Genomic DNA, 23330 nt, shown 5'->3' with positions numbered 1-23330 from the left:
GCCCTCAATAGCTTTCGCGCAGATGGCGCAGCTCATGCCACCCACTCGGACGGTGAGCTCCTCCTGCACGACGCCGTACCCGGCCCGTTCAACCGCGCGGACGAGTGCACGTCCCTGCACCTTGCTCTCATCGTACAGCACCCGCGCGCGCTCGCTAGCCAGACTGACCGCAGCCGACTCAACGCCTTGCACTTCCCGCAGAGCCCGCTCCACTGTCTTCGCGCAGACGGCACAGGTCATGCCGGTCAGCTGTAGGTCAAGCTCTTTCACCTCTGCCCTTCCGCAACCTGCTTACCTGCTTCTGACTCCTCGATGACTCCTCTTGGTCACTGCCAAACCACACCGTTCGCTGCGGGAAGGGGATCTCAATGCCCTTCGCCTCCAGCGCCTGCTTGATGCGCCATAGGAGTTCGCTACGTGTGGCATACCAGGTGGAAACTGGCGACCAAAAGCGCACCGTCAAGTTGACCGCACTTTCGCCGAAGCTTTCCACGAACACTTGGGGTGTCGGTTCCACGAGCACATAGGGATGCTCGTTCAAGACCTCTTTGATTGCGCCGATGGCCACCTCCGCGTCGTCGCGGTAACGGATGCCCACCGTATAGTCGATGCGCCGGCACGCGAGAGCCACGTAGTTGGTAATGTTGGAGGTAAAAACCTTCTCGTTCGGCATACGGACCATCAGCCCATCGTAAGTGCGAATCGTGGTGGAGATGATCCTGATGTCGTCCACAAACCCCGCCGTTCCCTCGATGTTCACCTGGTCGCCGATCTTGACAGGCCGTTCCACCATCAGGAACAGGCCAGAAATCACGTTTCCCACGATCTGCTGGCTGGCGAACCCCACAACCAGACCGGCTACGCCGCCGGCGACCAGCAGCCCTGACAAGCCAACGCCCAAAATGGAGAGCGCCCACAACAGCCCCCCTACGACCACGAGATAGTAAGCGACCTTTGCCACCATGTCCAGATAGTGGGCGGCGACCTTCTCGCGCAGCGACCTGCGCAAGCTGAGTGCTATGACCTTTCCGCCGGCGACGGCGGCGATGAAAACCAACACCGCCCCCACCAGTTCGAAAAGGGTGATACCGCCAACCAGTGTCAGGCCTGGCTTCATAGGCCGTACTCCATCATAAACCTCGTCATGGCCGTGGATAGCTTTCGGGCTCGATATACCTCTAGCGACTTCTTCATTCCCTCATGGAGTGGCCGGTCCACAAACTGGGTCTCAGCCATGTCCGCTGCCGTAATCCTCATCTCCGCCTGCATTGCGACAAGGGCACTGCCGAAGAAGAGCTTCATCCCGTGCGCGTGAAACACCGCCCGGTTGACCTCCACCCACCGCGGCGTGGCGTTAGTGACGGTGAGCGCAAGGACTCCTTCCTCCAGTGGCTTCACAGTGGGCGGGACAAAGCTCACCTTGCTGCGCCAGTACTTGCACACACGCCCTCCGCCTTGGGGACCGTAGAGTGTAAACTTACTTGGCAGCAAACAGAAGACGTCCAGCATCTCAACCGCCTGCTGTCGCGCGATAAACACTCCCACCTCGATGGGAAAGGTCAAAAAAAGTACCACGCGCCCCTTAGGTTCTACCACCACCGGTCTGACGAAGTGCAGCAGGAGCGTGGTGGAGATCGACTGCGGCAGATTCACCGGTTCTACAGGATTGACGATGAGACGGCCACCACTGGTCACCACGGTCTTTTCAACCACACCGCACGGAGCCTCGCGGCGGTAGTGGACCACCTCCCCCTCAGGCATGGCAGCCACCCGCACGGAATCACTTTGCAGCTCCACTGGCAGCGGAAAACGGCCGTAAAGCGAAGGTTTCTTCCCCTTACGTGAACCCGAGACTGCCTCCTTTGTTCTTCCTTTCATCTGCTCCTCCGCACCGCCACGTGCTGCCCAAGGATTCCTCTATAACCAGCGCCGGCGGCGAAAGTGATAGAGCATCACCGCCGTGACCACCGCCATCACCGCCAGCACTGCTGGATACCCCCATCGCCACTGCAATTCCGGCATGTTCGCGAAGTTCATGCCATAAACGCCGGCAATAAAGGAGAGAGGAATGAAGATGGTGGCGATGATGGTCAGCATCTTCATGACCTCATTCATACGATTGTTCAAGGAAGAGAGGTAGATCTCTAACAAGCTGGTGACCATCTCCCGGTAGCTGTCGATGCTTTCGGCAATCTGCACGGTGTGGTCGTAGACATCGCGCAGATAGACGCGGGTGACGTCGGTGATGCAAGGCGATTCGCCGCGGGCCAAGGAACCTATTACTTCGCGCAACGGCCACACCTCTCTGCGCAGATTCAGCAGATCGGTCTTGAGCCGATGAATCGCCTCGATGGGCGAAGGACCCTCTTCTGCTAGCACAACCTCGGTGAGCGCCTCGATCTCTTCGGCCACCTTTTCCAAGACAAGGAAGTGGCGGTCAACGAGCACGTCGATAGCAGCGTAGAAAAGGTAGTCGGGGCCGCTGGTGCGCAGCCTCCCCTTCGCATTTACCAAGCGCTCCTGTACCGGCGCGAACACGTCCGTGGGGCGCTCCAGGAATGTCAGGACCCCTTGGCGGCAGAGGATGAGGCTCACCTGCTCGCTAAGCAGGCCGTTGCCTCCACCGAGATAATCTACAAGGCGGAGCACGAGAAACAGGTAGTCTTCATAGAGGTCAATTTTTGGTCGTTGGTGGGTATTGGCGACGTCTTCGAGGACCAGTGGGTGGATACCCCACATACTTCCGATCTTTGCCAACAGCTCGTGGTCTTGCAGCCCGGTGATTGTGACCCAGCGGTGCAAAGTTCCCCGCGGTGGCCCTGCTTGGGCTGCCGAGACCCCTCTAGTGAGCCGACACCTGTTCCGGTCATAGTCCACCGTCTCGATGCTGACTTGGGCCACCTTCTGCTCGCCGATGTGCACGATCGTACCCGGGGGCAGCCCGATTTTGCTCGACCGTTTGACCACGCGTCTTGTCATGGCAAGCCTCTCCTTGCCCTGCGTCGAATGCCGTTAACTATGCCGCCCGCTTGATTACTACAAGAGTGGCGTCGTCTTCCCACGGCGTCCGATTGCCGAACTCGAAGACCCTCTCGAACACCACGCGCACGATGTCCTGCGCCGACGACCCCCGCTGCTCGCGCACCAACTCCTTCAGTCGCGCGATGCCAAACTGTTCGCCCTCACTGTTAACGCGTTCGATGATGCCATCGCTGTACACCACCAGCACCGACCCTCGCTCCAGGTAGGCGTAGGCGCGATTGGCTTGCAGTTGGGGCAGAAAACCCAGCGGCACCCCTGTCGCGGGCAAGTCTTTGTACTCACCGTCCGAGACGATGAAGGGTGGCGGGTGGCCGGCGTTCACATAGAAAAAGTGCCCATCCCATTCCACCTCGCCGACGAAGAGAGAGACGAACGTGGTAGGGTAGGCAGCCGCCTGCATGACCTGGTTGAGCTTTTCCAGAGTGTGCACGATGCGCATCTCCTTGGCCAAGCCCATCCGCAACCCCACTACCACATCCCTGGTCAGGAGCGCGGCAACCAGGCCATGGCCGCTAGCGTCGCCTACCGCAACCCCAAAGCTATCTTCGTCAAACTGGAAAAAGTCGTAAAAGTCGCCGCCCACTAGTTCGGCGGGTCTGGAGCAGCCGGCTATCTCATAGCCGTTCACCTGTGGTGTCCCTTTTGGCAGAAGGCTCTGTTGGATCCGAGCGGCCTGCTGGAGCTCTGTGTTCAGCGTCTCGGCGAACAAGCGGTAGTTCAGGGCCATGCGCACTGCGTTGAGAAAAAGGAGCACCTCCTCCCGCACCCATCCGCTCTTCAGCTCAAAGATGAATAGCCACTGCCGATCGGAGCTGTGCACATAGATACCTGCGGGGACTGCGTACTGTCCGGCGCCAGGTTCCGACTGCAGCAGTCGGGCCAGTGCAGGGTCGTCGAATATGAAGCTGCCATTCCCTACGATACGGCGTACCGCCTCGTTGTCCGCCGCCAGGCGAGCGGCAATGCGCCTGTCTCCGAACGCCCGATAGGACTTCAGCAACACGAACTCATTGCCCCGCAACTCATAGAGGTGGCTGGAAGATAACTGCAGCGCGTCGCCAAAGCGCTCGGTCAATTCCGCGAGGATCTGCGAAAGAAAGTTCTCCCCGCGCTTGCCAATGCGGATTTTGCCCAGAATGGCATCTAGCTCACGATAGAAAGACTTCGGTTCCGCCATGTGATCCCGCGCTCCAGTTGCTCCTCCAAGCGGCATTCCTTCACAGTGTCACTAATGCGGCTAGCTTCTGTGTGGCTTCTACCAGTACCTCCCATTCGATGTTCCCGAGAGCTCGACCCTCTTCTTCTCCATCTCTGGACTGGAGACGTCCCAGATCACGCGCCGTCCCCAGGCACCAGAGGCCGCCATTCGCTCACGTCGTGACCAAGCCTCCGCGCGAATTCGCGGCATAGCCGCTCTTCGATCTCCTCTGCTTTATCGGGATTGGACCCCAGGGGGATCACGCCGCCAGCAAAGGTACCGTGCCCTCCGGCGTTGCGACGATCGAGAACCAGGCTTTTGACCAGCCTGTCTGCTTGCGCACGAGGTGAGGAAGCGCGGACGGAAACGACGAGGTTGCCGCCGAACCGTCCAGTACACAGCGACCAGCTGACTCTGGAGCAGCGGAGGAGCATGTCAGCCATCTCGGCGACCGCGTCCGGTCCTGGCACCTCGCCGATGTTGGCTACGATCAGATGGCGAAACGTGCGGGCCCGAGCCAGGGTGCGGGCCAGAATGGCGAAATAGGACCTGGGAAGCTTGGGGTGGACGATGCGCGCCAACTTCCGCGCACTAGAAAGGGGCAGCACGGCATAGTAGGCCCGCACATCCCGCAAAGAGGTCTCGCGACCGAGGTCCTGGGTCTCCGAGCGGATAGCATACGTCAGACCGGTGGCAAGGTCCGAGGGAAAGGGCAGGCCGGCCGCCTGGACAAGCTCCACCAGCAAGGTGGCTGTCGCCCCCACTTCTGAGTCCACAAAGGCCACCTCTGCTTGCAGCCCACGCCCCCGGGCGTGGTGGTCGATAACTAAGTGAGTAGCGAGACTCTGCGGCAGATTCACGTTGCCGGCGCCGGGTTGCGCGTCAACCAGGGCAACACGATCAAATTCTCGCCCCCACACCGTGCTGGCCTTCTTCAGGTGAAGCTGGAGTTCGCGCACCAACGCCCTGTTCTCCGCCCGCCATACGAATCCTTCGTAGGCAAACGTGGCGTGCACCCCATAGCGGCGTTCAGCCACGTAACTCAGCGCCATGCCGCTGGCAAGCGCGTCGGGATCAGGATTGCTGTGGGTGACCACCAGGAGGGTCTGCTGGCCTGCAAACAAAGCGTCCAACTGCTCCAGCGCTTCCCTTTTCAGCTCTTGACCCATAGCGGGATCCTTCTCCTTTGTCACCTTGGCGTGGTCAGGAGAAACAGCTGGGCCGGAGGGCACCAGGGTCCAGTACGCCGCCTCTCACAAGAAGTAGGCCTTTTGCACATACTGCAGCACCATGCGCTGCGTGTTGAAAAACGACCCATTCAAGGCAATGGCATGGGCCATCACTTCCAGAAAATCCTTGCGCTTCTTGTAGAACAGAGGCATGACCACCTTTTCCAGCTTGTCGTACAGTGCAGCGGCGTCGGCGTCGGGATTGTCGGGCACCGAGGTGCCCAATGCGGGGCAGCCAATGGCCCACCCAGTCTTGCCTTCGATGCACCCTTCGATCCACCAGCCGTCCAGAATGCTTAGCGAAGGCACGCCGTTCACCGCCGCCTTCATGCCGCTTGTGCCCGATGCCTCGAGGGGTGGGATCGGTGTGTTCAACCACACATCTACGCCTGCCACCATGAGCTTGGCTAACTCGATCTCATAGTTGGTCATGTACGCAACGCGCACCACGTCCCTGAGCTGCTCTTTTGCCTGGAAGATGCGCACGATGAGTTGTTTGCCCTCTTCATCGCGGGGGTGAGCCTTGCCAGCGAAGACGATTTGCAGGGGCCCGACTTTCGCCACCATCTGCCGCAGCCGCTCGGGGTCACGGAAGATCAGATCAGCCCGCTTGTAGGCGGTGGCCCGGCGAGCAAAGCCAAGAGTGAACGTATCGTAAGACATACCCGCACCTGTCTCCTCGTTGACGCGGTCGATGAGGCGGCGCTTCGCCTCCTGGTGCGCCTCCCAGATGCGCGCGCGGGGGATGCTCAGGGCGTAGCGAAGGCTGAAGTTATCCTCCCGCCAACCCGGAATGTAGGCATCAAAGAGCTCCTGAAATGGGGGTGCTGCCCACCTGCCCACGTCCACACCGTTGGTAATTGAGTCAACGGTGTACTGCGCGAACATGTGCCGGGAAACCTCCTGGTGGCGCTTCGCCACACCGTTGATGTAGTGGCTGAGGTTGAGGGCGAGAAAGGTCATGTTCAGCACGCCCTCGTGGGAATAGAGCTCCGGGCTCTGCATGGCTTCGTGTGCCCCCAGCACACGCTGCACCAAGCCCAAATCAAACTTGTCGTGACCGGCGGGTACAGGCGTGTGGGTCGTAAAGACGCAAAGTCGTCGCACCGCTTCGATGTCTTCTTCTGCCGGCCGGGTTCTCCCGTGCTCCCGCATGCGGTCCGCCAGCAATTCGAGAGTCAACAAGGCAGCATGCCCTTCGTTGAGGTGGTAGCGAATAACCCGTTGGTAGCCTAGTGCCCGCAGAATGCGTACACCGGCGATACCTAGAATGGCCTCCTGGCACAAGCGGTAGTACGCATCGCCACCGTAAAGGTAGTGTGTCAGGGTTCGGTCCCAATCGTTGTTCTCCGGCAGGTCGGTGTCCAGGAAGAAGACGGGCACATCAAAACCGCTGGGGCCGCGCACCACATATTTCCAGGCCCGGACGTACACCGTCCTGCCCTCGATGGTCAGAGGTACGCGGGCCTTAGTCTCCACCAGGTGGTCTTCCACATCCCACTCCACAGGACGCTCCACCTGGCGGCCCTGTCCGTCAAGTTCCTGGCGGAAGTAGCCTTTGCGGTGGAGCAACGTTACCGCCACCAGAGGCACACGCATGGCGGCCGCCGAGCGAATGGTGTCGCCTGCCAGCACCCCTAGTCCTCCACTGTACGTGGGGATCTCTTGCTCCAGACCAATCTCCATCGAAAAGTATGCCACGACTTCTCTGGCCATGGTGCTCCTTGCCCTTTTCTGCACACCCTCACCAGCTCAGGCACGGCACGCTTGTGCACGACTGAGCCCACATGTTGCCCACTGCCTTGATTGCCTTCTGTCAAAATACAACAAACGGCGGAGCTTTGCAAGAAGAATCTCTCTGCCCCGCCGTCTCCGGTGCGGCCATGCCCTCAGGCGTTGGCCTCATTTTCGCTTCGGTCGGTAGATGTGGGTGCTCAGACCGTAGAAAACCTCCGCCGCCTCCATGAGCGTCTCTGAAAGGGTCGGATGCGGATGGATGGCCCTGGCCAGGTCGGAGGCCAAAACCCCCTTTTCGATGGCGAGCACCGCTTCGGCGATGAGCTCTCCTGCTTCCGGGCCCACCAGGCCAACACCCATCACCTTTTCGCTAGTCGAGTCAATGAGCAACTTGGTCAGGCCATCGCTTCTGCCCATAGTCAGCGCCCGCCCGGATGCCGCCCACGGGAACTTGGCCACCTCCACTGCCCGCTGCTCTGCGGCAGCTTGTGTTTCGGTCAACCCACAATATGCGATTTCGGGGTCGATGTACACCACAGCCGGGATGGCATGGGGGTCGAACGTCGCCTCCTGACCGGCGATCACTTGAGCCGCGACCCTCCCCTCGTGCGACGCCTTATGGGCCAACATGGGCCCTCCCACCAGATCCCCTATGGCGAAAAGCGAGGGTTCTGCAGTGCGGCGCTGGGCGTCAACCGCCACGAACCCTCCCCGGTTCAATTCCACCTTCGTGTGTTCCAAACCCAGGTCCTGAGAATTAGGCTTGCGCCCCACCGCGATGAGTACCGCCTCGTACGTCCCCTCTCGGCGCGCGGTATTTGTGCCCTCAAAGGTCACCTGAATGCCCCCGTCGACCTCCACCATGCGCGCCACGGTGGTCTCGAGCATTATCTCCTCGAATAGCTTTTCTGCCGAGCGCTTGAACACTGCCACCAGGTCCTTGTCGGTGCCAGGCAGGAGCTCCGGCATCATCTCCACTACCGAAACGCGGCTCCCCAAGGCGGCGTAGACACTGCCCAGCTCCAAGCCGATGTAGCCTCCGCCCACTACCAGCAGCGTCTTGGGCACCCACCGCAGTTCCAAAGCTGCCGTGGAGTCCCACAGGCGCGGCGACTCCAGCTGTAACCCAGGCACCGCAGCCGCGCGTGAGCCGGTAGCAAGGATCGCGTGGTCGAACAGGAGCGCCTGGGTGCTGCCCTCCGCGGTGCGCACCACCAACGTGTGCGCGTCCCGTAGCTCCGCCATTCCCTGCACGTAGCGGATCTTACGCTGTCGGGTTAACATGCCCAATCCCGCAGTGAGTTTTTCTACCACGCCGTCTTTCCATGCCCGCACTTTGGCATGATCTATTCGTGGCGAGGCAAACTCCACTCCCCACTGGGACGCCTCCCTTGCCAGGCGGATGACCTTGGCAACGTGCAGAAGCGCCTTGGAAGGGATGCACCCGCGGTACAGGCAGACGCCTCCAGGGTTACGCTCCGGGTCAATGAGCGTGACCTGCAAGCCAAGATCCGCGGCCAGAAAGGCGGCGGCATATCCACCAGGCCCTGCACCGACTACCGCCACCTGGGTCCGCTCCTCCGACATCCTCAACCTCCTCTCTAACCAGAATACAAGCTATCGGTAAGCTACCACCAATCCTGACCGAACGTCTGGCGGAGAACGAAACCTCGTTGCCACTCGCGCGCGGAGGACACCAGCCCCAGGTCCGCAGACTGGGGCCACTGAGCCATCAGCTTCCCCGCAATCTCACACCCCGGCCAGCGCCGCAAAGTCCACACCGGGGTCCCGGAATTGTTCGGGCGTTATGGCGATCCTTTTCCGGAGCAGGGCCTCGACAGCGGCAAACTGCTCGCCCATCCCCATGGTCGCCACGCCCACCAGTCGCCCTCCCGAGAAGTACCCCGCCAGGAACCGCCGACTGTGAACATCGCCGCGATAGAGGACGGCATCAAAGGCCTGCCCATAGCCGGCGTACTTCAGGGAAATCCCGTGCTGTCGCGTCCAGAAAAATGGCACTTCCGCGTAGGGGGTCGGGTTGCCCAACATTGCTCGGGCTGCGTGCTGCCCCTGCCGTTCCGCGACAGCCCAATGTTCCACGCGGTAGCGCGCGCCGGTGCTCGGCTCTGGCACAGCCGCTACATCACCGGCGGCAAAGATCCCGGGCACTGTGGTCTCCAGGCGGTGGTTCACCGGCAGCGCCCCCTTCTCGACCAGCCCCGAACCAGCGAGAAAGTCCAGCGCAGGCGTAATCCCGATGCCAACGATGACCACTTCTGCCTGGAGACGCTGGCCATTGGACAGGACCACTTCACTCACGGAGCCGTTTCCACGCAGCTCCTGCACGGTGCACCCCAAGTGAAAGCGCACCCCGTGCTCCTCGTGCAAACTCTGCAGGCACCTGCCCACCCCGTCGCCAAGGACTGCGCCCAGGGGCACCGGCTCTGGGGCCACTACTTCCACCGCCACGCCGCGGCTGCGCACCGCAGAGGCTACCTCCAGGCCGATAAACCCCGCACCGACCACCACCATGGTCTTGGCGTGCTCCAGCGCTGCGACGATTGCCCGGGCGTCGGCCAGGCTCCGCAGGGTAAACACGCCCGCCAACTCCGCACCCGGGACCGAAAGACGGCGGGCCTTTCCGCCTGTGGCCACCAGGCAAAAGTCGAATGACAATTGTCCACTCGGCTCAAGGTGCGCCGTCCGCCCCTTGAAGTCGAGTGCTGTCACCTCCGTGCCGGTGAGCACCTCGATCTCGTGTTCGGCATAAAACTTTTCACTGCGCAGTGGAAGCCATTCCGGCTTTGCCTTGCCGGAAAGAAAATCCTTGGAAAGGTTAGGTCGGTCGTACGGCAGGTCGTGCTCTGGGGTGACCATTACCACCCGTCCGGCAAAACCTTCACGCCGAAGTGTTTCCGCTGCTGCCTCCCCTGCGGCTCCCGCCCCGATTATGAGGACCGTCTTTTTCTTACCCACTGCAGGGGCCTTCCTCACCGGGGCCCGTTGGCGGATGTAGACCTCCCCGTTTTCCACTTCCACATCATACGCGGCGAGGTCATCTAACGCCGGAGGAGCCACGACCGCACCGCTGCGCAGGTCGAACCGGGCATTGTGCCAAGGACAGACTACTTCATGCCCGGCTACGAACCCTTCTGCCAGCGGAGCCCCATAGTGCGAGCACTCCCCTCCGCAGGCGTGAACAGCATCACCGAGGCGAACAAGCAACACCTCTTTGTCCCCCACTCTCATGGCCTTCGGCGTTCCTGGAGTCAATTCGCTCAGAGCGCAGGCCCTGTGCCTCTGCTCGCTCATCTATGCCTCCGGGTCTTGTTAGTCCAATCGGACACCCGCAGCGGCAAGTTGCTTGAACCGGCACATAGTGATCGTACCCCGTCACTCCACGGGGTCAAGGTCGTACAGGCAATGGCTCCCGCTCCCCTCGACCCACAGCCTCACTTGCCGGCAGGTGCGTAAAAGCATGCCTTTGGCGAAGTAATCTTGCCCTCTTTCTTGAGCTCTTTCAGGAGCTTTGCCACCTCCTCTTTCGGAAGCCCGGTTGCCGTCACGATGTCGGCGGGCCTCATAGGCTTGCCCGCCTTCTTCAAGGCCTCAAGCACCTTCACCTTGTTGTCTGCCATCATCCTTCCTCCTTCTTTCTCACTCAATTCCGGTTAGTGCCTTGATGTACTGGAGCCGCAGGTAAAGCTCCGGTTTCTCACTCCTCTCCTGGCTCAGAAGACCGCGGATTTCCTCCACCGAGTGGTAGCCGTGCGACTGCAGCCAGGCTTCCACTTCCTGGCGGATCCGCCCGATTTGGGCCAGGCCGTTCTTGTACAGCGTGGAGCACAGCTGCACCACCTTGGCTCCTGCCAGAAACGCTTTCACCGCGCCCTTTCCGTCGTGGATGCCGGTTGAGGCGGCTAAATCCGTGTCGAAGCGCCCGGCCAGCAGGGCAATCCAGCGCAACGGGAGGTGAATTTCCTCCGGGGAGCTGAGTCGATTTCCCGCCACGATGGTCAGGCGCTCCACATCGATATCCATTTGGTAGAACCGGTTGAAAAGGACCAAGGCGGCCGCGCCTCTGTCGGCCAACTCCTTGGCCACATGAGGGAGCGAGGTGAAGTAAGGACCGATCTTCACCGCCAGCGGCACCGTCACCTTTGCCTTCACCTGGTCAACGACCTCGTAGAAGTGCTGCTCCACCTCCGCGGCGGTACGCCGTGTGTCTGCGGGTATGAGAGAGATGTTCAGCTCTATGCCATCGGCACCTGCGGAGGCCAGTTGCGCCGCGTACTCGCCCCACCACCTCCCCTCCACGCAATTGAGGCTGGCGATGATGGGGATGCTCACCGCCTTCTTTGCCTCTTCAATGAGTGTCACGTACTCCCGCGGGCCCAATGCCATGCCCATGCCTCGCACGTACTCAAAGGCCTCCGCGTGTCCGGTCAGCCAGCTCTGCGCCTCTAACTCCCTGGTGTCCACATCGATCTGTTCTTCGAACAGGGATTTGAGCACAACCGCTCCGGCCCCAGCCTCTTCGCACCGCCGGATGCCCTCTAAGGTTGCGGTTAACCGGCAGCTGGCCACCACGAACGGATTGGGCAGAGCCAACCCCATGTACGTGGTTGAGAAATCAGCCATTGACTCCCTCCTCGTTGTTTCGTCTCAAGAAGCCTTTGCCCACAAGCTCTCTCAGTAGCCCGCCTCTTCGGTTCTAACCGGGCCTCTAAACACGCGGTACACGTAAATGGTGTAGCCGATGACCACGGGCATCCCCACCAAAGCAATGAGCGTCATCACCTGCAGCGTCAACAGGCCAGACGATGCATTGTACGCGGTAAGGCCAAGGCCGTTATCGCCACTTGCCCGCACAAGGTAGGGGAACTGAATGGCGCCCACGATCAACCAAAGGGCGAGAAACGCCGCCGAGGAACACCAAAAGGCGGCACGAAACCGCCCCCTCCTAAGCTGAGCGCCAACGAGCCATAGGCACGCCATCGCGACGGCTGCCCCAACCCACGCCAAAGGCTTTTCGACCGCCTCGGGCACGGCGAAACCCGCGGCAACCCCTGCCGCCACAAACAGCGACGCATACCCGATGCGCACCATCCGTGCTGCCTTGACCGCACGCTCCTGCAACGCGCCCTCCGTCTTCAAAGCAGCGTAGGTACTCCCTTGCAGTGCGCATGCTGCCACCCCCAGCAGACCCACCAATAAGGGGAACGGTCGCAGCACGGTGAGAAAGCTTCCCGCATACTCCATACGCTCGTCCAGGGGGATACCCGCTATCACATTGCCCAAAGCCGTACCCAGAAGCAAAGCCGGCAGGACACTCCCAGCCACAAAAGCTCGGTCCCAAAGCCCAGCGCGCTTTGGATCGTGGCTGCGGAACTCTGGCGCCACCGCGCGAAAGATGAGCGCCCACAGCGTGAGCATCAAAGGTGCGTAGAAACCGCTGAACACGGTCGCGTACACGTGTGGAAAGGCGGCGAAAAGCGCTCCCCCTCCTGTCAGAAGCCACACTTCATTGCCGTCCCACACCGGGGCAATACTCCGCAGGAGTACGCGCCTCTCCTCCTCCTTCTTTCCCAAAAAAGGGAAAAGTATTCCGATGCCCAGATCAAAGCCGTCGAGTATCGAGTACCCGGCGAGCAGCGCGCCAACGAGCACGAACCAGGTCACCTGCAGCAATTCCAGCATAGGCATCACTCACCTCGTCCAGCGCCGCCAGGAAAGTGTTCTCCTCGCGGCCCTTCCGCAACGAGTCTGGCCAAGATACGCACAAAGACCACAAACAGCAGGAGATAAATCACGATGAACCCGAGCAAGCTCACCAACACGTGCCCCGCACCGACCACCACCGAGGCAGCATCTGCCGTCCTGAGGATGCGATACACCACCCAGGGTTGCCTGCCCACCTCCGCGGCGATCCAGCCAAACTGGTTGGCCATATGCGGCAATGGTGCCGAAACGAGCAAAGCCCACAGGAACCAGCGCGCTCCGTACACGCGCCGCTGGGCCATCAATACCAAAGCGGCAAGCGCCATTGCAACGAACCAGAAGCCGAGGGCGATCATGATGTGGTAGGAAACAAAGGGGAGAAAAACCGGAGGACGCTCTCCCACAGCAAAGTCCTCTAACCCAGGGATGCGTGCACTGCTGTCCCCATGCACCAACCAGCTTAGCAACCCTGGAATGCCTACGTAAAGGTAGGTCTTCTTGTGCGCAGAAACCGGCACCCCAAACAAGGCCAAAGGAGCATTGCTCTGTCCCTCCCACAAAGCCTCGAATGCGGCCAGCTTCTCGGGCTGAGTGTGGGCCACCTGCACTGAATGCTGGTGCCCCAACAACACCTGCCCGAAGGAGACCACGATGAAGATGGGCAAAGCCACGCGCAACATCAGCCTCGCTTCATGCTCGTGACGCCGGCGTAACAGGTAATAAGCCCCTACTGCGGCGACGAACAACGAACCAGTGATCCACCCGGCCGCCACCGTATGCACGTAGCGAATCAGCGTTGACGGATTCAGTGCCGCAGCCCAAAAGTCGGTGAGTACAGCCCTCCCGCCCTGGACTTCAAAGCCGGCGGGAGTCTGCATCCACGAATTGGCGATGATGATCCAGAGCCCGGAAAGATGCGCGCCAAAAAAGACCAAAAACGCCGCCCACCAATACGCACGCGCCGGGACGCGGTTACGCCCAAACACCAGCACCCCCAAGAACACCGACTCCAGGAAGAAAGCAAATACTCCTTCCGCTGCCAAGGGGGCACCAAACACATCCCCCACAAAGCGGGAGTATTGCGACCAGTTGGTACCGAATGAGAACTCCAAAGTAATGCCGGTGGCGGTACCAAGGACGAATACTAATCCCAGCAGCCGTACAAGAAAGTCCACGACCACCCGGGCCACTTGATCCTTGTGCCGCAGGTGTATGGCCTCTGCGATGAGAATTGCCAGCGAAAGACCAAACGTAAGGGGAGGAAAAAAGAAGTGGAACCCTACTGCCAGGGCGAACTGCAGCCGCGCCAACAACACTGCATTCACGCCAGCCCTCCGCTATAACTGGCGACAGGGCAGTCCACCATCATGAGCCGCCCTGTCGCCTGCTGAATAGGCTACCCTGACGCGCCTACTGCACTTTTATCTGGACCGAATTGTCCCACACACCGTGGATGTTACAGTACTCCAGTGCCAGAAGTGTGGCGCTCTTTTCCAGTTTCATCACGAAAGTCACTTTCGGCTCTGCAAAGGTCGGCCCGAGGTCAAATGTGGCCACGTGCACAACATTGGGCCGCCCCTCGATGGCCGCATAGACCTGAATCCACTTAATGTGGTGCTCCACCGTATTCGGATGCGGCACATCCTTGCCGACGATGACGCTGACAGTGAACGGCTCGCCACTCTTCACCGTGGCCGGGGCTTCGATGACCGGAACATGCTTTTCTTTTCCCTCCTTTTCCGGAGGGTTGACGAAGTCAGCAAAACGTGCCATTGCTCACCTCGACTGGTTTGTCACTGTTCACCTCAAAGGCCCGCAGTCATTGACGGGCCCCCAATTCGCGATCAATCATGAACAACCCGTTGGGGTGCTCGCCTACAAACTTGAGCTTGCCCAAGATTTCGGCGGCATGAGCCTCTTCTTCCACTTGTTCGCTGATGAACCAGTGGAGAAAAACCTGGGTGGCATGGTCCTTTTCGGCCACCGCCAGTTCCATGAGGTCGGTGATCATCTTGGTAACCGCCTTCTCGTGCTCAAGTGTCTTTTCGAACATCGCCTGGGCAGACCCGAAGTCGGCAGGTGGCTTCTCGATTGCCTCTAGGGTCACCTTTGCTCCTTGGTCGAACACGTAGCGGTAGAAGCGCATTGCGTGGCCCATTTCTTCCTTCGCCTGCGCCTCGAACCAATGGGCAAAGCCCTTCAGGCCAATGTGCTCACTAAAGGCTGCCATGGACAGATACAAGTAGGCCGAATACATCTCCCGGTTGACTTGCCTGTTCAGCGCCTCTTCCATTTTCTTGCTAACCATCTGTCGTCTCCCTCATCCAAACAAAAGCCTCGGAACTCATCGTGGGGTTACTCAGCCTTCTCGAACATGTCTTTGCCCACGCCGCAGGCAGGGCACACCCAGTCGTCGGGAAGGTTCTCGAATGGCGTTCCCGGTGGAATACCACTGTCCGGGTCGCCCTGGGCTGGATCGTAGACATAGCCACACACTTGGCAGACGTATTTGTCCATAAGCCCCTCCTTACTCCACGTTCATCCTTCGTAGCACGAGGCGAGGCGGGTTGCATAACCCGCTCACGCTCCCTAACTTCTTTAGGATAGAGGCTTGTAGCAGAACCACCAGTCATAGCACTCGTACTTGCCCTTGCGGGCGGCGATCTCCTGCTCGCTGGTAGGTGGCGGCACGATCACCTTGTCGCCGATCAAGTCGTTGTTGGGCCAATCGGCGGGGGTAGCCACCTTGTACTGGTCAGTAGTCTGCAGCGCCTTCAGCAGACGTACGATCTCGTCCATGTTGCGGCCGTTGGACAGGGGGTAATAGAGCATGGCCCGGATGACCCCCTTCGGGTCGATGAAGAACACGGCCCGCACAGTCTGCGTGCCGTGGCCCACTGTATGCAGCATTCCCAACTTCTGGGCAATCGCTCCGGTGTTGTCCGCGATGATGGGGAACGGAATCTCGACGTTGAGCCGCTCGCGGATCCATTCGGTCCACTTGATGTGCGAGAAAACTTGGTCGATGGAAAGACCGATCAACTCGGCATTCAAGGACTTGAACGTTTCGTAGCGCTTAGCAAAACCCACGAACTCAGTGGTACACACCGGCGTGTAGTCGGCAGGGTGGCTGAAAAGAACCACCCATTTGCCCGCATAGTCCTTTGGGAAGTGAATGTAACCCTTGGTGGTCTGTGCCTCAAACTCAGGCACTGGGTCTCCAATTAGTGGCATACGTCCTTCCATAACTACGCCTCCTTTAGGGTTTTGTCAACAGTTCTTGGAACACTCGTTTGTTAGATGCACAGCCCGAGAAATGGTTACAAACCTTTTCTAACCAAGCCGGCGCACGCGCACCGGCGACTCACGACGGTTTTCCGTTAGACGATCGACCACCCAGGCCACCACCAACCCCAACACAAACCCGCCCATAGTAGCCACCACCGCTGGCTTCTCGGCACCGAACAGCAATCGTCCCACACCATAACCCACGAGCCCCAACAAGACGGGCACGGTGAAGACAAGAAACGCGCCCGCCAGCTTCACAGTGGGTTGCACCACGACTTCCACGGTCTCTCCGGCCCGCGCGCCGACGGTATTAGGAAGGATGAGCTCCCTGGCCTCCTCGTTGGTCACGGTGCAAAGGTGGCGCGCGCCGCAAGATGCGCATTGCTGCCGGGCGGGCAAGCGCACGAGCATTCTTTTCCCCTTGAGCGACACAACGGTGCCCACCTCCGGCTCGCCTGGCTGATGCACTCTTTCGGCGCCCATCTCACACTCTCCGGGCAGGGAGACAGCTCTGGCGCAGCCGCGCCACGTTTTCGCGCACAGAGGCCTTTTGGTTGTAGATGCTCGCCCCAGCGACAAGGATCGTGACCCCGGCTTGGACCACCTGTGGCGCAGTGCTGCAGTCGACGCCACCGTCCACAGCAATGGCCACCTGCAGTCCTCGCTTTTGCAGGGTGGCGTGCAGCCGGCGGATTTTGTCCAACTGCCCGTGCAAGAACTGCTGTCCACCCCAACCGGGGTTCACGGTCATCACTTGCACCACATCCACGCCGTCTAACACCTCCTCGATGGCCGCCAGAGGAGTGCCCGGGTTAATGGCTACACCGGCACTGAGCTGAAGCTCGCGAATCAGCGCCAGAGTGCGGTGCAGGTGGGGACAAGTCTCCTGGTGAACGATGAGACGGTTGGCCCCGGCCTCCGCAAAGTCTGCCAGGTGGCGCTCCGGTTCAAGAATCATGAAGTGCACGGTTAAGGGTATGCGCACCAAAGGACGAATCGCCTTCACCACGTTTGCGCCAAAGGTGATGTTTGGCACAAAGCGGCCATCCATGATGTCGATCTGTATGCTGTCCGCGCCAGCCTCCTCGGCCTCCCGCACCTGCTGGCCCAATCGCGTCAGGTCCGCCGACAGGATCGATGCCTCGATCTTTACCATGCCTGTGTTCCCTCCGCTTCCCTCGTGTAGTGCCTGATGCCTGTCTGCGTGGCCACCACCACGTCCGTCACCAAACCCAGGAAAAGGCCGTGCCCGACGATGCCCGCCCGCGCGTCCAACGCCGCGGCAATGCGCTCAGGTTCCTGGATCCCCTCGTGAAAAAGGCAGTCCAGAATAAGGTTACCTTGATCCGTGCGAAAAAACCTCCCGTCCGCAGCTTGACGCGGTTTAGCTTGTGCCCCGAGAGATTCCAGAAAAGACAGGTGGGTTTTCCATCCAAACGGTATCACCTCCACAGGCAACGGCCCCCGCCCAAGCACCCGCGTGAGTTTCGACTCATCGACCACGATGACCTCGCGCCGTGTGGCTTGCGCGACGATCTTCTCCCGCAGGAGCGCCCCACCCCCACCCTTGATCACGTCCAGACTTGGCGAGACCTCATCTGCGCCGTCAATGGTGAGATCGACCACCCCATGGTCCTCCAGCGTACCCAGGGGGATACCCAGCCTCGTTGCCTCTTCTTCAACTGCGCGCGAACAGGGCACGCCCACAATATCGCGCAATTCTCCACGCTTCAGCTTCGCTGCCAACAGGCGCACCGCATGGACAGCGGTACTGCCATGCCCCAAACCCACCACCATCCCAGATTCTACGAAGCGGACCGCGAACTCACCGGCTTTCCGTTTCAGGTCCTCGGAGCTGGTTCTCACTTCATCCCCTCATGTTCGCTCGCATCATCCACGCGCTCCCGAAAGATCTATGAACGTCACGCCCTTACTCAATCCGTTGAGCATCGGGGCCTTCATACCTTCGCCGCCTCTCAAGCGGCACGTTCGCCTCATCTGTGTACCCCCGTTGCTCCCAATAGCCCTTAACCGGCTCGCGCACGAGCTCCAGCTTGTGCACCCACTTTGCCCACTTGTAGCCATACTTGCCAAAGGCCACCAGGCGCACAGGAAAGCCGGTTTCCGGTCTAAGGCGTCGACCATTCACCTCATAGGCCAGCAGCGCGTCGTACTTCTCAAGGTAGGAAACCGGCAGGCAGGTGGAATAGCCGTCCAGGCAGTGAAAAACTACGAAAGCAGCCTCCGGCCGTGGAACGACCCTGCGCAACAGGTCCTTCACCCGGACACCCTTCCAATTACCCCACACCTCCCATCCTTCGACGCAGTAAAGCAGAATCGTGTCCGAGTAAACAGCAGGAAGGCGAAGAATATCCTCCCATGTGAGGACAAGCGAGGTGTCCACTTCTCCGGTAACGGTGAGGCGGTACTCGGAGAGCTTCACCTTGGGCACCCCCAAAGCGCTGCGGACCGGCCCTTTGTCTGCCGGCCGCAGCCGGCCACCGCGCGGGGTCGCCATGGTGGTTACATCGTGGACCCGCGGGCGCTGGGATACGGCCACCCCTGTCAGGTGCACCAGTATGATGGCTCCCATCAGCATCCGTTGAAGCACGTATCGCATGTGCGTCCTTCCTCAGCTCCCCCTTGCACATTCAATCCCTATTTCGCCGCCTGGGCAAAACGCTCCGCCACATCTTCCCAGTTGATGATGTCAAACAGCTTGTCAACGTATTCGCCGCGGCGATTCTGATACTTCAGATAGTACGCGTGCTCCCAGACGTCGATCACCAACAGGGGGGCGGCGCCCCATTGCGTCAAGTCCTGGTGTTTCTCCGCCTGCAGCACCTCGAGCGTGCCAAAGAAAGGAACATAGGCCAACACTCCCCAACCACTCCCTTCGACGGCCTTGCTGGCAGCGCTGAGCTGGGCCTTAAAGGCATCGAAACTGCCGAATCGACGTACAATGGCCTTCATGAGTCTGCCTTTCGGCATGCCGCCACCACGAGGCGAAAGGTTCTGCCAGAATAGGCTGTGGAGAATATGCCCTGAACCGTGGAAGGCTACCTCGCGCTCCAGGTGTTTGATGTATTGAAAGTTGCCGCTGCCCCTTGCTTCTGCCAGCAAGCGCTCGGCCTCGTTCAGCCCTTTGACGTACGCTGCGTGATGCATGTCATGATGCAGCCGCATGGTTTGCTCATCGATGATTGGCTCAAGGGCGTCGTATGGATAGGGGAGCGGGGGTAGCTCGTGGCCCCCTATACTCACACCCCGTTCTCGTTGCGCAGCCCGCGAAATGCTCGGCACGAGCACGCTCATACCGCCTGCAGCGGCCACTCGGAAAAATTCCCGCCGATTCACGGCCATCTTTCCCTCCGCACAAATGAACACTTTCAGTTCTCGCGCAAGATCTCTTCGTCGTAAAGGGTCTCCAGCCGGAGCTTGTGCCGCGCCTCTTCCTGGGCCAGCAAGGAGAACAGATTCCGCAGTTGCTCATCCCCTGCGCGGTCCTGGAGATCGGTGTAGAGGCGAAGGGAGAGCTCCTCGCGCTTCATCGCCAAGATGAGCATGTCCTGGTAACTCATGTCCGGCCTAAACTCTACATCAACCAGATAGTCGCTGATCTTCAGGTTGGGCACCGTCGCCACCGTCCTCTGTTTGAGCCCTTCAAGGCGCAGCTCGAGCAACATCTTCTTGTGCTTGCGCTCCTCTGCGGCAAATTCGGCAAACGTCTTCTTCCCGACTTCGGTTACCGTCACCTTCTGCGCGCTCTCGTAAAGGGCTGCTGCCTCTTCCTCCTTTTCCACCGCAAAACGGATCGCCTCCTCGAACTGTTCTCTTGTCATATTGCCTCCAGCCTCTGGATGCACTACTTTTCCTGCCTCGCCGATCCGCCTTGCTTTTTCAGCAAGGACTTGCCGAAGGGCTTGACCGTGAACACCGGGCACGGCGCTGTGCGCACCACCCTCTCCGTGACGCTGCCGAGCAGAAGGTGCTCAAGACCTGTCAAGCCATGCGTGGCGATTACCAGGAGGTCGACCGGATGGGTTTCGCACCATGTGACGATCTCGCCGGCAGCCCTGCCCTCGGCCACATGCAAAGCAGTCTTGGTCTCCGGCCCCTTAGCCTTTGCCACAAGTTCCCTCATGGCCTGCATGGACCTGCGCCGGATGTCCGGCACAAAGTCGAAGATAGAAGTCTTTCCCGTGGCGTAAAAGGCAGGGTGAACCGTCTCCTCGACGACGTGAAGCAGGTGCACCCGTGCCTGCGTCGGCTGCGCCAGCTCCATGGCGTAGCGCAAAGCCAAAAGGGCATGAGGTGAGTAATCCACCGGCACGAGAATGTGCTTCAGGGGGCGAGGCTTGCGCGCCTTGTCCTTCCCGCGCACGGTCAGGACTGGGCAGGAGGCATGGCGCACCACCTCCTCCGCCACGCTTCCAAGGAAAAGGCGGCCAAGACCTCTTCGCCCATGCGTACCCATGACGATGAGGTCGATGCGCTTGTCCTCAGCATATTCTAAGATGGTAGGGGCGGCAGCAATGCCAAACCTTTGTGCCGTCTTGACCTTGAGGTCCCCTCCTTTGTGCGCGGCAACGGCCGCCTTCATATCTGCCTCGGCTAACTCGCGCAGCCGGGCCCGCAAGGCAGCCACGTCAGGCAAGTGGTGCGCCGGATGGTGAGGGTCATCCTCATGCAACACCGTCGCGTGCAACACATGTAGCTCGGCCTGGTACTGCCGCGCCAGCCTGAGCGCATAGTCAAGGGCCTGGTCAGCGCACGACGAAAAATCCGTAGGAAACAAGATGCGTCGAATGGCAATCATCTTACACCTCCTCGACTTCGGAGGAACGTCACGCCGGGTGGCAGGGGATCACTTTCACGCCCCGTTGCGGGTCATCAAAAGATGAGCACTTCGTAGCCCGCCTCCAGGTAGCGTGCGACGCTGGGATGGCCGGACATTTCATCACACACGGCAAGGCCCTGCTCAATGGCCGCCTCCAGACTGCCGGAGACCGCTGCGCAGGCCTGACATACACAATCAATGAGGCCCTGCTCCTTTGCCGCCCGATAGAGATTGGCAAACGGCCTCCCCTCTTCGACCAGAAGCTTTGCTTGCTGGGTGGCCTTCCCTTCGAGAACCACCTTCACGTCATAGCCGCGCCGCTTCATGTCAAGAGCGTTGAGCAGAACGTGGGCCACACAAGGGGCCTCGCCGGTGAAGGCAAACAACGCCACTTTCCTCAAAGGTTCCTCCTCTGGTTGTTAGAATCCAACCATACCGATTACCCGCCGTCAAACATCCAGTCTTCTTCGTCGGCGTGGTATTGGGCGGGGTTTTCCAAGTAGCGGAGTGAATTGTCAAGAATGAGGTGGTGCTCTCGTTCCTGGTCCACCATGAAGCCGTAAAACCGCTTTGCCAGTGGCTCCTTCGCCGCTTCCGCGCGATTCCGGTAAAAGACAATTAACTTGTCTTCCATCCCGAGCGCCAGCCGATACGCCTGGAGCACGTCGGCGTCTGCCGCGACTGTTTCCTCCAACCGCTCTCGAGCGGCACGAAACAAGGTTCGGAACGTGGCGATTGCCTCTCCCCTCTTGCCCTCAAGATGGGCGGCAGAGGTCCACTCTCCCCGGTCCCGCAACGATGCGTAGAAGTGCTGGATGATGCTGATGTGTTCCAGCTCCCAATCGGCCAAATAGGCAAAGGTTTCTTTGGCAAGGGGATGGCCGGCACGATCCCTCGCGGCAAGAAAGAACTGTCGTCCGTCCCCTTCCATCTTCAGCGCCAGGCCCAATGCCTCCAGCTCCTCACGTGCACCGTCCATAGCAATACCTCCTCGCTTCTCTACACAACCGAGGAACCCCCTCGCCCTAGATTCGCCATGTGCCCGACCTCACACGCTATACCCCAGTTCCGCAATGGCGCGTTTCACCAGTTCCGTATCTACTTCACCTTCAACCGACACCATCTTCCTCGCCACGTCCACCTCCACCTTTCTCACTCCAGGCAGCACGCTCACCCGCTTTTCGATACGCATCTTGCAATGACCACAACTTATGTCCCGAACGAAGAGCTCTAGTTTCATGGCTGACTCCCAGAGACCAGCCCCCTTATTTTTGCCTAACCACACTCAAGCCCAGGGTGCGCCCCTGTTCTTTGAGTTGTGCCAGCTGCGCCTCCTCTGGCACCCACTGTACGCGGACGCCTGGCACCGGCACCTGCCATCCCAGTGCCGCAAACACTTGCTCAATTTCCGCGACTGCCTGACCTCCCCACCCGTAGGAGCCGAAGGCAAAACCCAGTCTGTTGCGCGGCCGCAGACCCTTTAGGTAGATGAGAAACTGACCCACCGAGGGCAAGAGTCCGTTGTTCAAAGTCGGCGACCCGACCAGGATAAGCCGCGCGCCCAGTACATCCGTCATCACATCCGAGATGTGGGTTGTCTCCAAATTCCGCACTGTCACGGGCACACCGGCTTGCTCTAGCCCGGAAGCGAGTGCCTTCGCCATCTTCGCTGTGGAGCCCCACATGGAGTCATAGACCACCAATGCACGGGCAGGGGTCTCGTGCGACGCCCAACCCTTGTAGGCTGCCACAATGTCCGCCACGTGCTTGCGCCAGATCACGCCGTGGCTGGGGCAGATCGTGTGGACCTTGACGCCCTGCAATAGCTGCAACGCCCGGTTCACCTGTTCGCCGTACGGGAACACGATGTTTGCGTAGTACTTGGCGGCCTGTTGGTGCACGACGTCCCATCCCACCTCATCGTCGTAGCGCGAAGCAGTTGCCAAGTGCTGCCCAAAGGCATCATTCGAAAAAAGAATCTCTTCCTCTGACATGTACGTCACCATCGAGTCGGGCCAGTGTACCATGGGCGTGTGGAAGAACTGCAACGACCGCTTCCCCAGGCTGATGCGCTCCCCTGACTGCACCACGCGATAGTTCGCGGGCAGCCGAAAGTGCGCACGCAAGCCCTTCTCCCCATTGGGTGAGGCGATGATTTGCGCGCCGGGCGCGACCTCGGTCAGCGCCGGAATACTCCCCGAATGGTCCATTTCCACATGATTGCAGACAATGTAATCGATCCTGGCCGGGTCGATGACCTGACGGATCCGCCCCA

The 23330-nt window shown here is 60.1% G+C and carries 28 protein-coding genes; all 28 read right to left on the bottom strand.

Annotated features, from left to right (window positions below):
* Positions 1-270: heavy-metal-associated domain-containing protein (locus tag ONB25_03945; GenBank protein ID MDZ7392042.1), on the bottom strand; the 270-nt coding region annotated here is incomplete at its 3' end.
* A complete protein-coding gene (locus tag ONB25_03940) occupies positions 257-1117 on the bottom strand; it encodes a mechanosensitive ion channel family protein (protein MDZ7392041.1) in 861 nt (286 codons plus the stop codon). The genes ONB25_03940 and ONB25_03945, both read right to left, overlap by 14 nt.
* Positions 1114-1878 (bottom strand): DUF432 domain-containing protein, encoded by a 765-nt coding sequence (locus ONB25_03935; protein ID MDZ7392040.1) that lies wholly within the window; start codon positions 1876-1878, stop codon positions 1114-1116. Before ONB25_03935 ends, ONB25_03940 begins: the two co-directional genes overlap by 4 nt.
* Positions 1879-1917: 39 nt before the next feature.
* On the bottom strand, positions 1918-2979 hold the full coding sequence (corA, locus tag ONB25_03930; GenBank protein MDZ7392039.1) for a magnesium/cobalt transporter CorA: 1062 nt from the start codon (positions 2977-2979) through the stop codon (positions 1918-1920).
* A 37-nt stretch (positions 2980-3016) separates the two neighbouring features.
* Positions 3017-4219: a PP2C family protein-serine/threonine phosphatase gene (locus tag ONB25_03925; protein ID MDZ7392038.1), complete on the bottom strand. Its 1203-nt coding sequence runs from the start codon at positions 4217-4219 to the stop codon at positions 3017-3019.
* Positions 4220-4374: 155 nt separating this feature from the next.
* Complete coding sequence (locus ONB25_03920) at positions 4375-5409, bottom strand: DHH family phosphoesterase (GenBank protein ID MDZ7392037.1); 1035 nt, start codon at positions 5407-5409, stop codon at positions 4375-4377.
* Between the two features lie 84 nt (positions 5410-5493).
* Positions 5494-7185 carry an alpha-glucan family phosphorylase gene (gene glgP, locus ONB25_03915; protein MDZ7392036.1) on the bottom strand — a complete coding sequence of 564 codons (1692 nt, stop codon included), beginning with the start codon at positions 7183-7185 and terminating at the stop codon, positions 5494-5496.
* Positions 7186-7371: 186 nt separating this feature from the next.
* Positions 7372-8793: a dihydrolipoyl dehydrogenase gene (lpdA, locus tag ONB25_03910; GenBank protein ID MDZ7392035.1), complete on the bottom strand. Its 1422-nt coding sequence runs from the start codon at positions 8791-8793 to the stop codon at positions 7372-7374.
* A 162-nt stretch (positions 8794-8955) separates the two neighbouring features.
* Positions 8956-10518, bottom strand: coding sequence for an FAD-dependent oxidoreductase (locus tag ONB25_03905; GenBank protein MDZ7392034.1), 1563 nt, complete (start codon positions 10516-10518; stop codon positions 8956-8958).
* A 140-nt stretch (positions 10519-10658) separates the two neighbouring features.
* Entirely contained in the window at positions 10659-10844 is a 186-nt protein-coding gene (locus tag ONB25_03900; GenBank protein MDZ7392033.1) for a helix-turn-helix domain-containing protein, read from the bottom strand.
* 19 nt (positions 10845-10863) lie between these two features.
* Positions 10864-11847 carry a dihydroorotate dehydrogenase-like protein gene (locus ONB25_03895; GenBank protein MDZ7392032.1) on the bottom strand — a complete coding sequence of 328 codons (984 nt, stop codon included), beginning with the start codon at positions 11845-11847 and terminating at the stop codon, positions 10864-10866.
* 51 nt (positions 11848-11898) lie between these two features.
* Complete coding sequence (cydB, locus tag ONB25_03890) at positions 11899-12912, bottom strand: cytochrome d ubiquinol oxidase subunit II (GenBank protein ID MDZ7392031.1); 1014 nt, start codon at positions 12910-12912, stop codon at positions 11899-11901.
* Entirely contained in the window at positions 12912-14252 is a 1341-nt protein-coding gene (locus ONB25_03885; protein ID MDZ7392030.1) for a cytochrome ubiquinol oxidase subunit I, read from the bottom strand. The genes cydB and ONB25_03885 overlap by 1 nt, the downstream gene beginning before the upstream one ends.
* 85 nt (positions 14253-14337) lie before the next feature.
* Positions 14338-14700: a class II SORL domain-containing protein gene (locus tag ONB25_03880; GenBank protein MDZ7392029.1), complete on the bottom strand. Its 363-nt coding sequence runs from the start codon at positions 14698-14700 to the stop codon at positions 14338-14340.
* A 46-nt stretch (positions 14701-14746) separates the two neighbouring features.
* Positions 14747-15235: a ferritin gene (locus tag ONB25_03875; GenBank protein MDZ7392028.1), complete on the bottom strand. Its 489-nt coding sequence runs from the start codon at positions 15233-15235 to the stop codon at positions 14747-14749.
* A gap of 47 nt (positions 15236-15282) precedes the next feature.
* Positions 15283-15444, bottom strand: coding sequence for a rubredoxin (locus tag ONB25_03870; GenBank protein MDZ7392027.1), 162 nt, complete (start codon positions 15442-15444; stop codon positions 15283-15285).
* Between the two features lie 81 nt (positions 15445-15525).
* Positions 15526-16173: a peroxiredoxin gene (locus ONB25_03865; GenBank protein MDZ7392026.1), complete on the bottom strand. Its 648-nt coding sequence runs from the start codon at positions 16171-16173 to the stop codon at positions 15526-15528.
* Between the two features lie 87 nt (positions 16174-16260).
* Positions 16261-16698 carry a SoxR reducing system RseC family protein gene (locus ONB25_03860; protein ID MDZ7392025.1) on the bottom strand — a complete coding sequence of 146 codons (438 nt, stop codon included), beginning with the start codon at positions 16696-16698 and terminating at the stop codon, positions 16261-16263.
* Between the two features lies 1 nt (position 16699).
* A complete protein-coding gene (rpe, locus tag ONB25_03855; protein ID MDZ7392024.1) occupies positions 16700-17371 on the bottom strand; it encodes a ribulose-phosphate 3-epimerase in 672 nt (223 codons plus the stop codon).
* Positions 17365-18081, bottom strand: coding sequence for a ribose-5-phosphate isomerase RpiA (rpiA, locus tag ONB25_03850; GenBank protein ID MDZ7392023.1), 717 nt, complete (start codon positions 18079-18081; stop codon positions 17365-17367). The genes rpe and rpiA overlap by 7 nt, the downstream gene beginning before the upstream one ends.
* Before the next feature lie 64 nt (positions 18082-18145).
* Positions 18146-18835 carry a molybdopterin-dependent oxidoreductase gene (locus ONB25_03845; protein MDZ7392022.1) on the bottom strand — a complete coding sequence of 230 codons (690 nt, stop codon included), beginning with the start codon at positions 18833-18835 and terminating at the stop codon, positions 18146-18148.
* Between the two features lie 38 nt (positions 18836-18873).
* Complete coding sequence (locus ONB25_03840) at positions 18874-19578, bottom strand: superoxide dismutase (protein MDZ7392021.1); 705 nt, start codon at positions 19576-19578, stop codon at positions 18874-18876.
* A gap of 26 nt (positions 19579-19604) precedes the next feature.
* Entirely contained in the window at positions 19605-20057 is a 453-nt protein-coding gene (locus ONB25_03835; protein ID MDZ7392020.1) for a ferritin family protein, read from the bottom strand.
* A 23-nt stretch (positions 20058-20080) separates the two neighbouring features.
* Complete coding sequence (locus ONB25_03830) at positions 20081-21034, bottom strand: universal stress protein (protein MDZ7392019.1); 954 nt, start codon at positions 21032-21034, stop codon at positions 20081-20083.
* 74 nt (positions 21035-21108) lie between these two features.
* Entirely contained in the window at positions 21109-21447 is a 339-nt protein-coding gene (locus tag ONB25_03825; GenBank protein ID MDZ7392018.1) for a DsrE family protein, read from the bottom strand.
* Between the two features lie 47 nt (positions 21448-21494).
* Positions 21495-22034 (bottom strand): ferritin family protein, encoded by a 540-nt coding sequence (locus tag ONB25_03820; GenBank protein ID MDZ7392017.1) that lies wholly within the window; start codon positions 22032-22034, stop codon positions 21495-21497.
* A gap of 69 nt (positions 22035-22103) precedes the next feature.
* Positions 22104-22295 carry a heavy-metal-associated domain-containing protein gene (locus ONB25_03815; GenBank protein ID MDZ7392016.1) on the bottom strand — a complete coding sequence of 64 codons (192 nt, stop codon included), beginning with the start codon at positions 22293-22295 and terminating at the stop codon, positions 22104-22106.
* 25 nt (positions 22296-22320) lie between these two features.
* Positions 22321-23330, bottom strand: a 1010-nt coding sequence (locus ONB25_03810; GenBank protein ID MDZ7392015.1) for an FprA family A-type flavoprotein, incomplete at its 5' end; no start/stop codon positions are given.

This window comes from candidate division KSB1 bacterium, from assembly GCA_034506335.1.
Lineage (GTDB): Bacteria > Zhuqueibacterota > Zhuqueibacteria > JANLFK01 > Oleimicrobiaceae > Oleimicrobium.
This window is presented reverse-complemented; position numbering and strand designations above follow the sequence as displayed.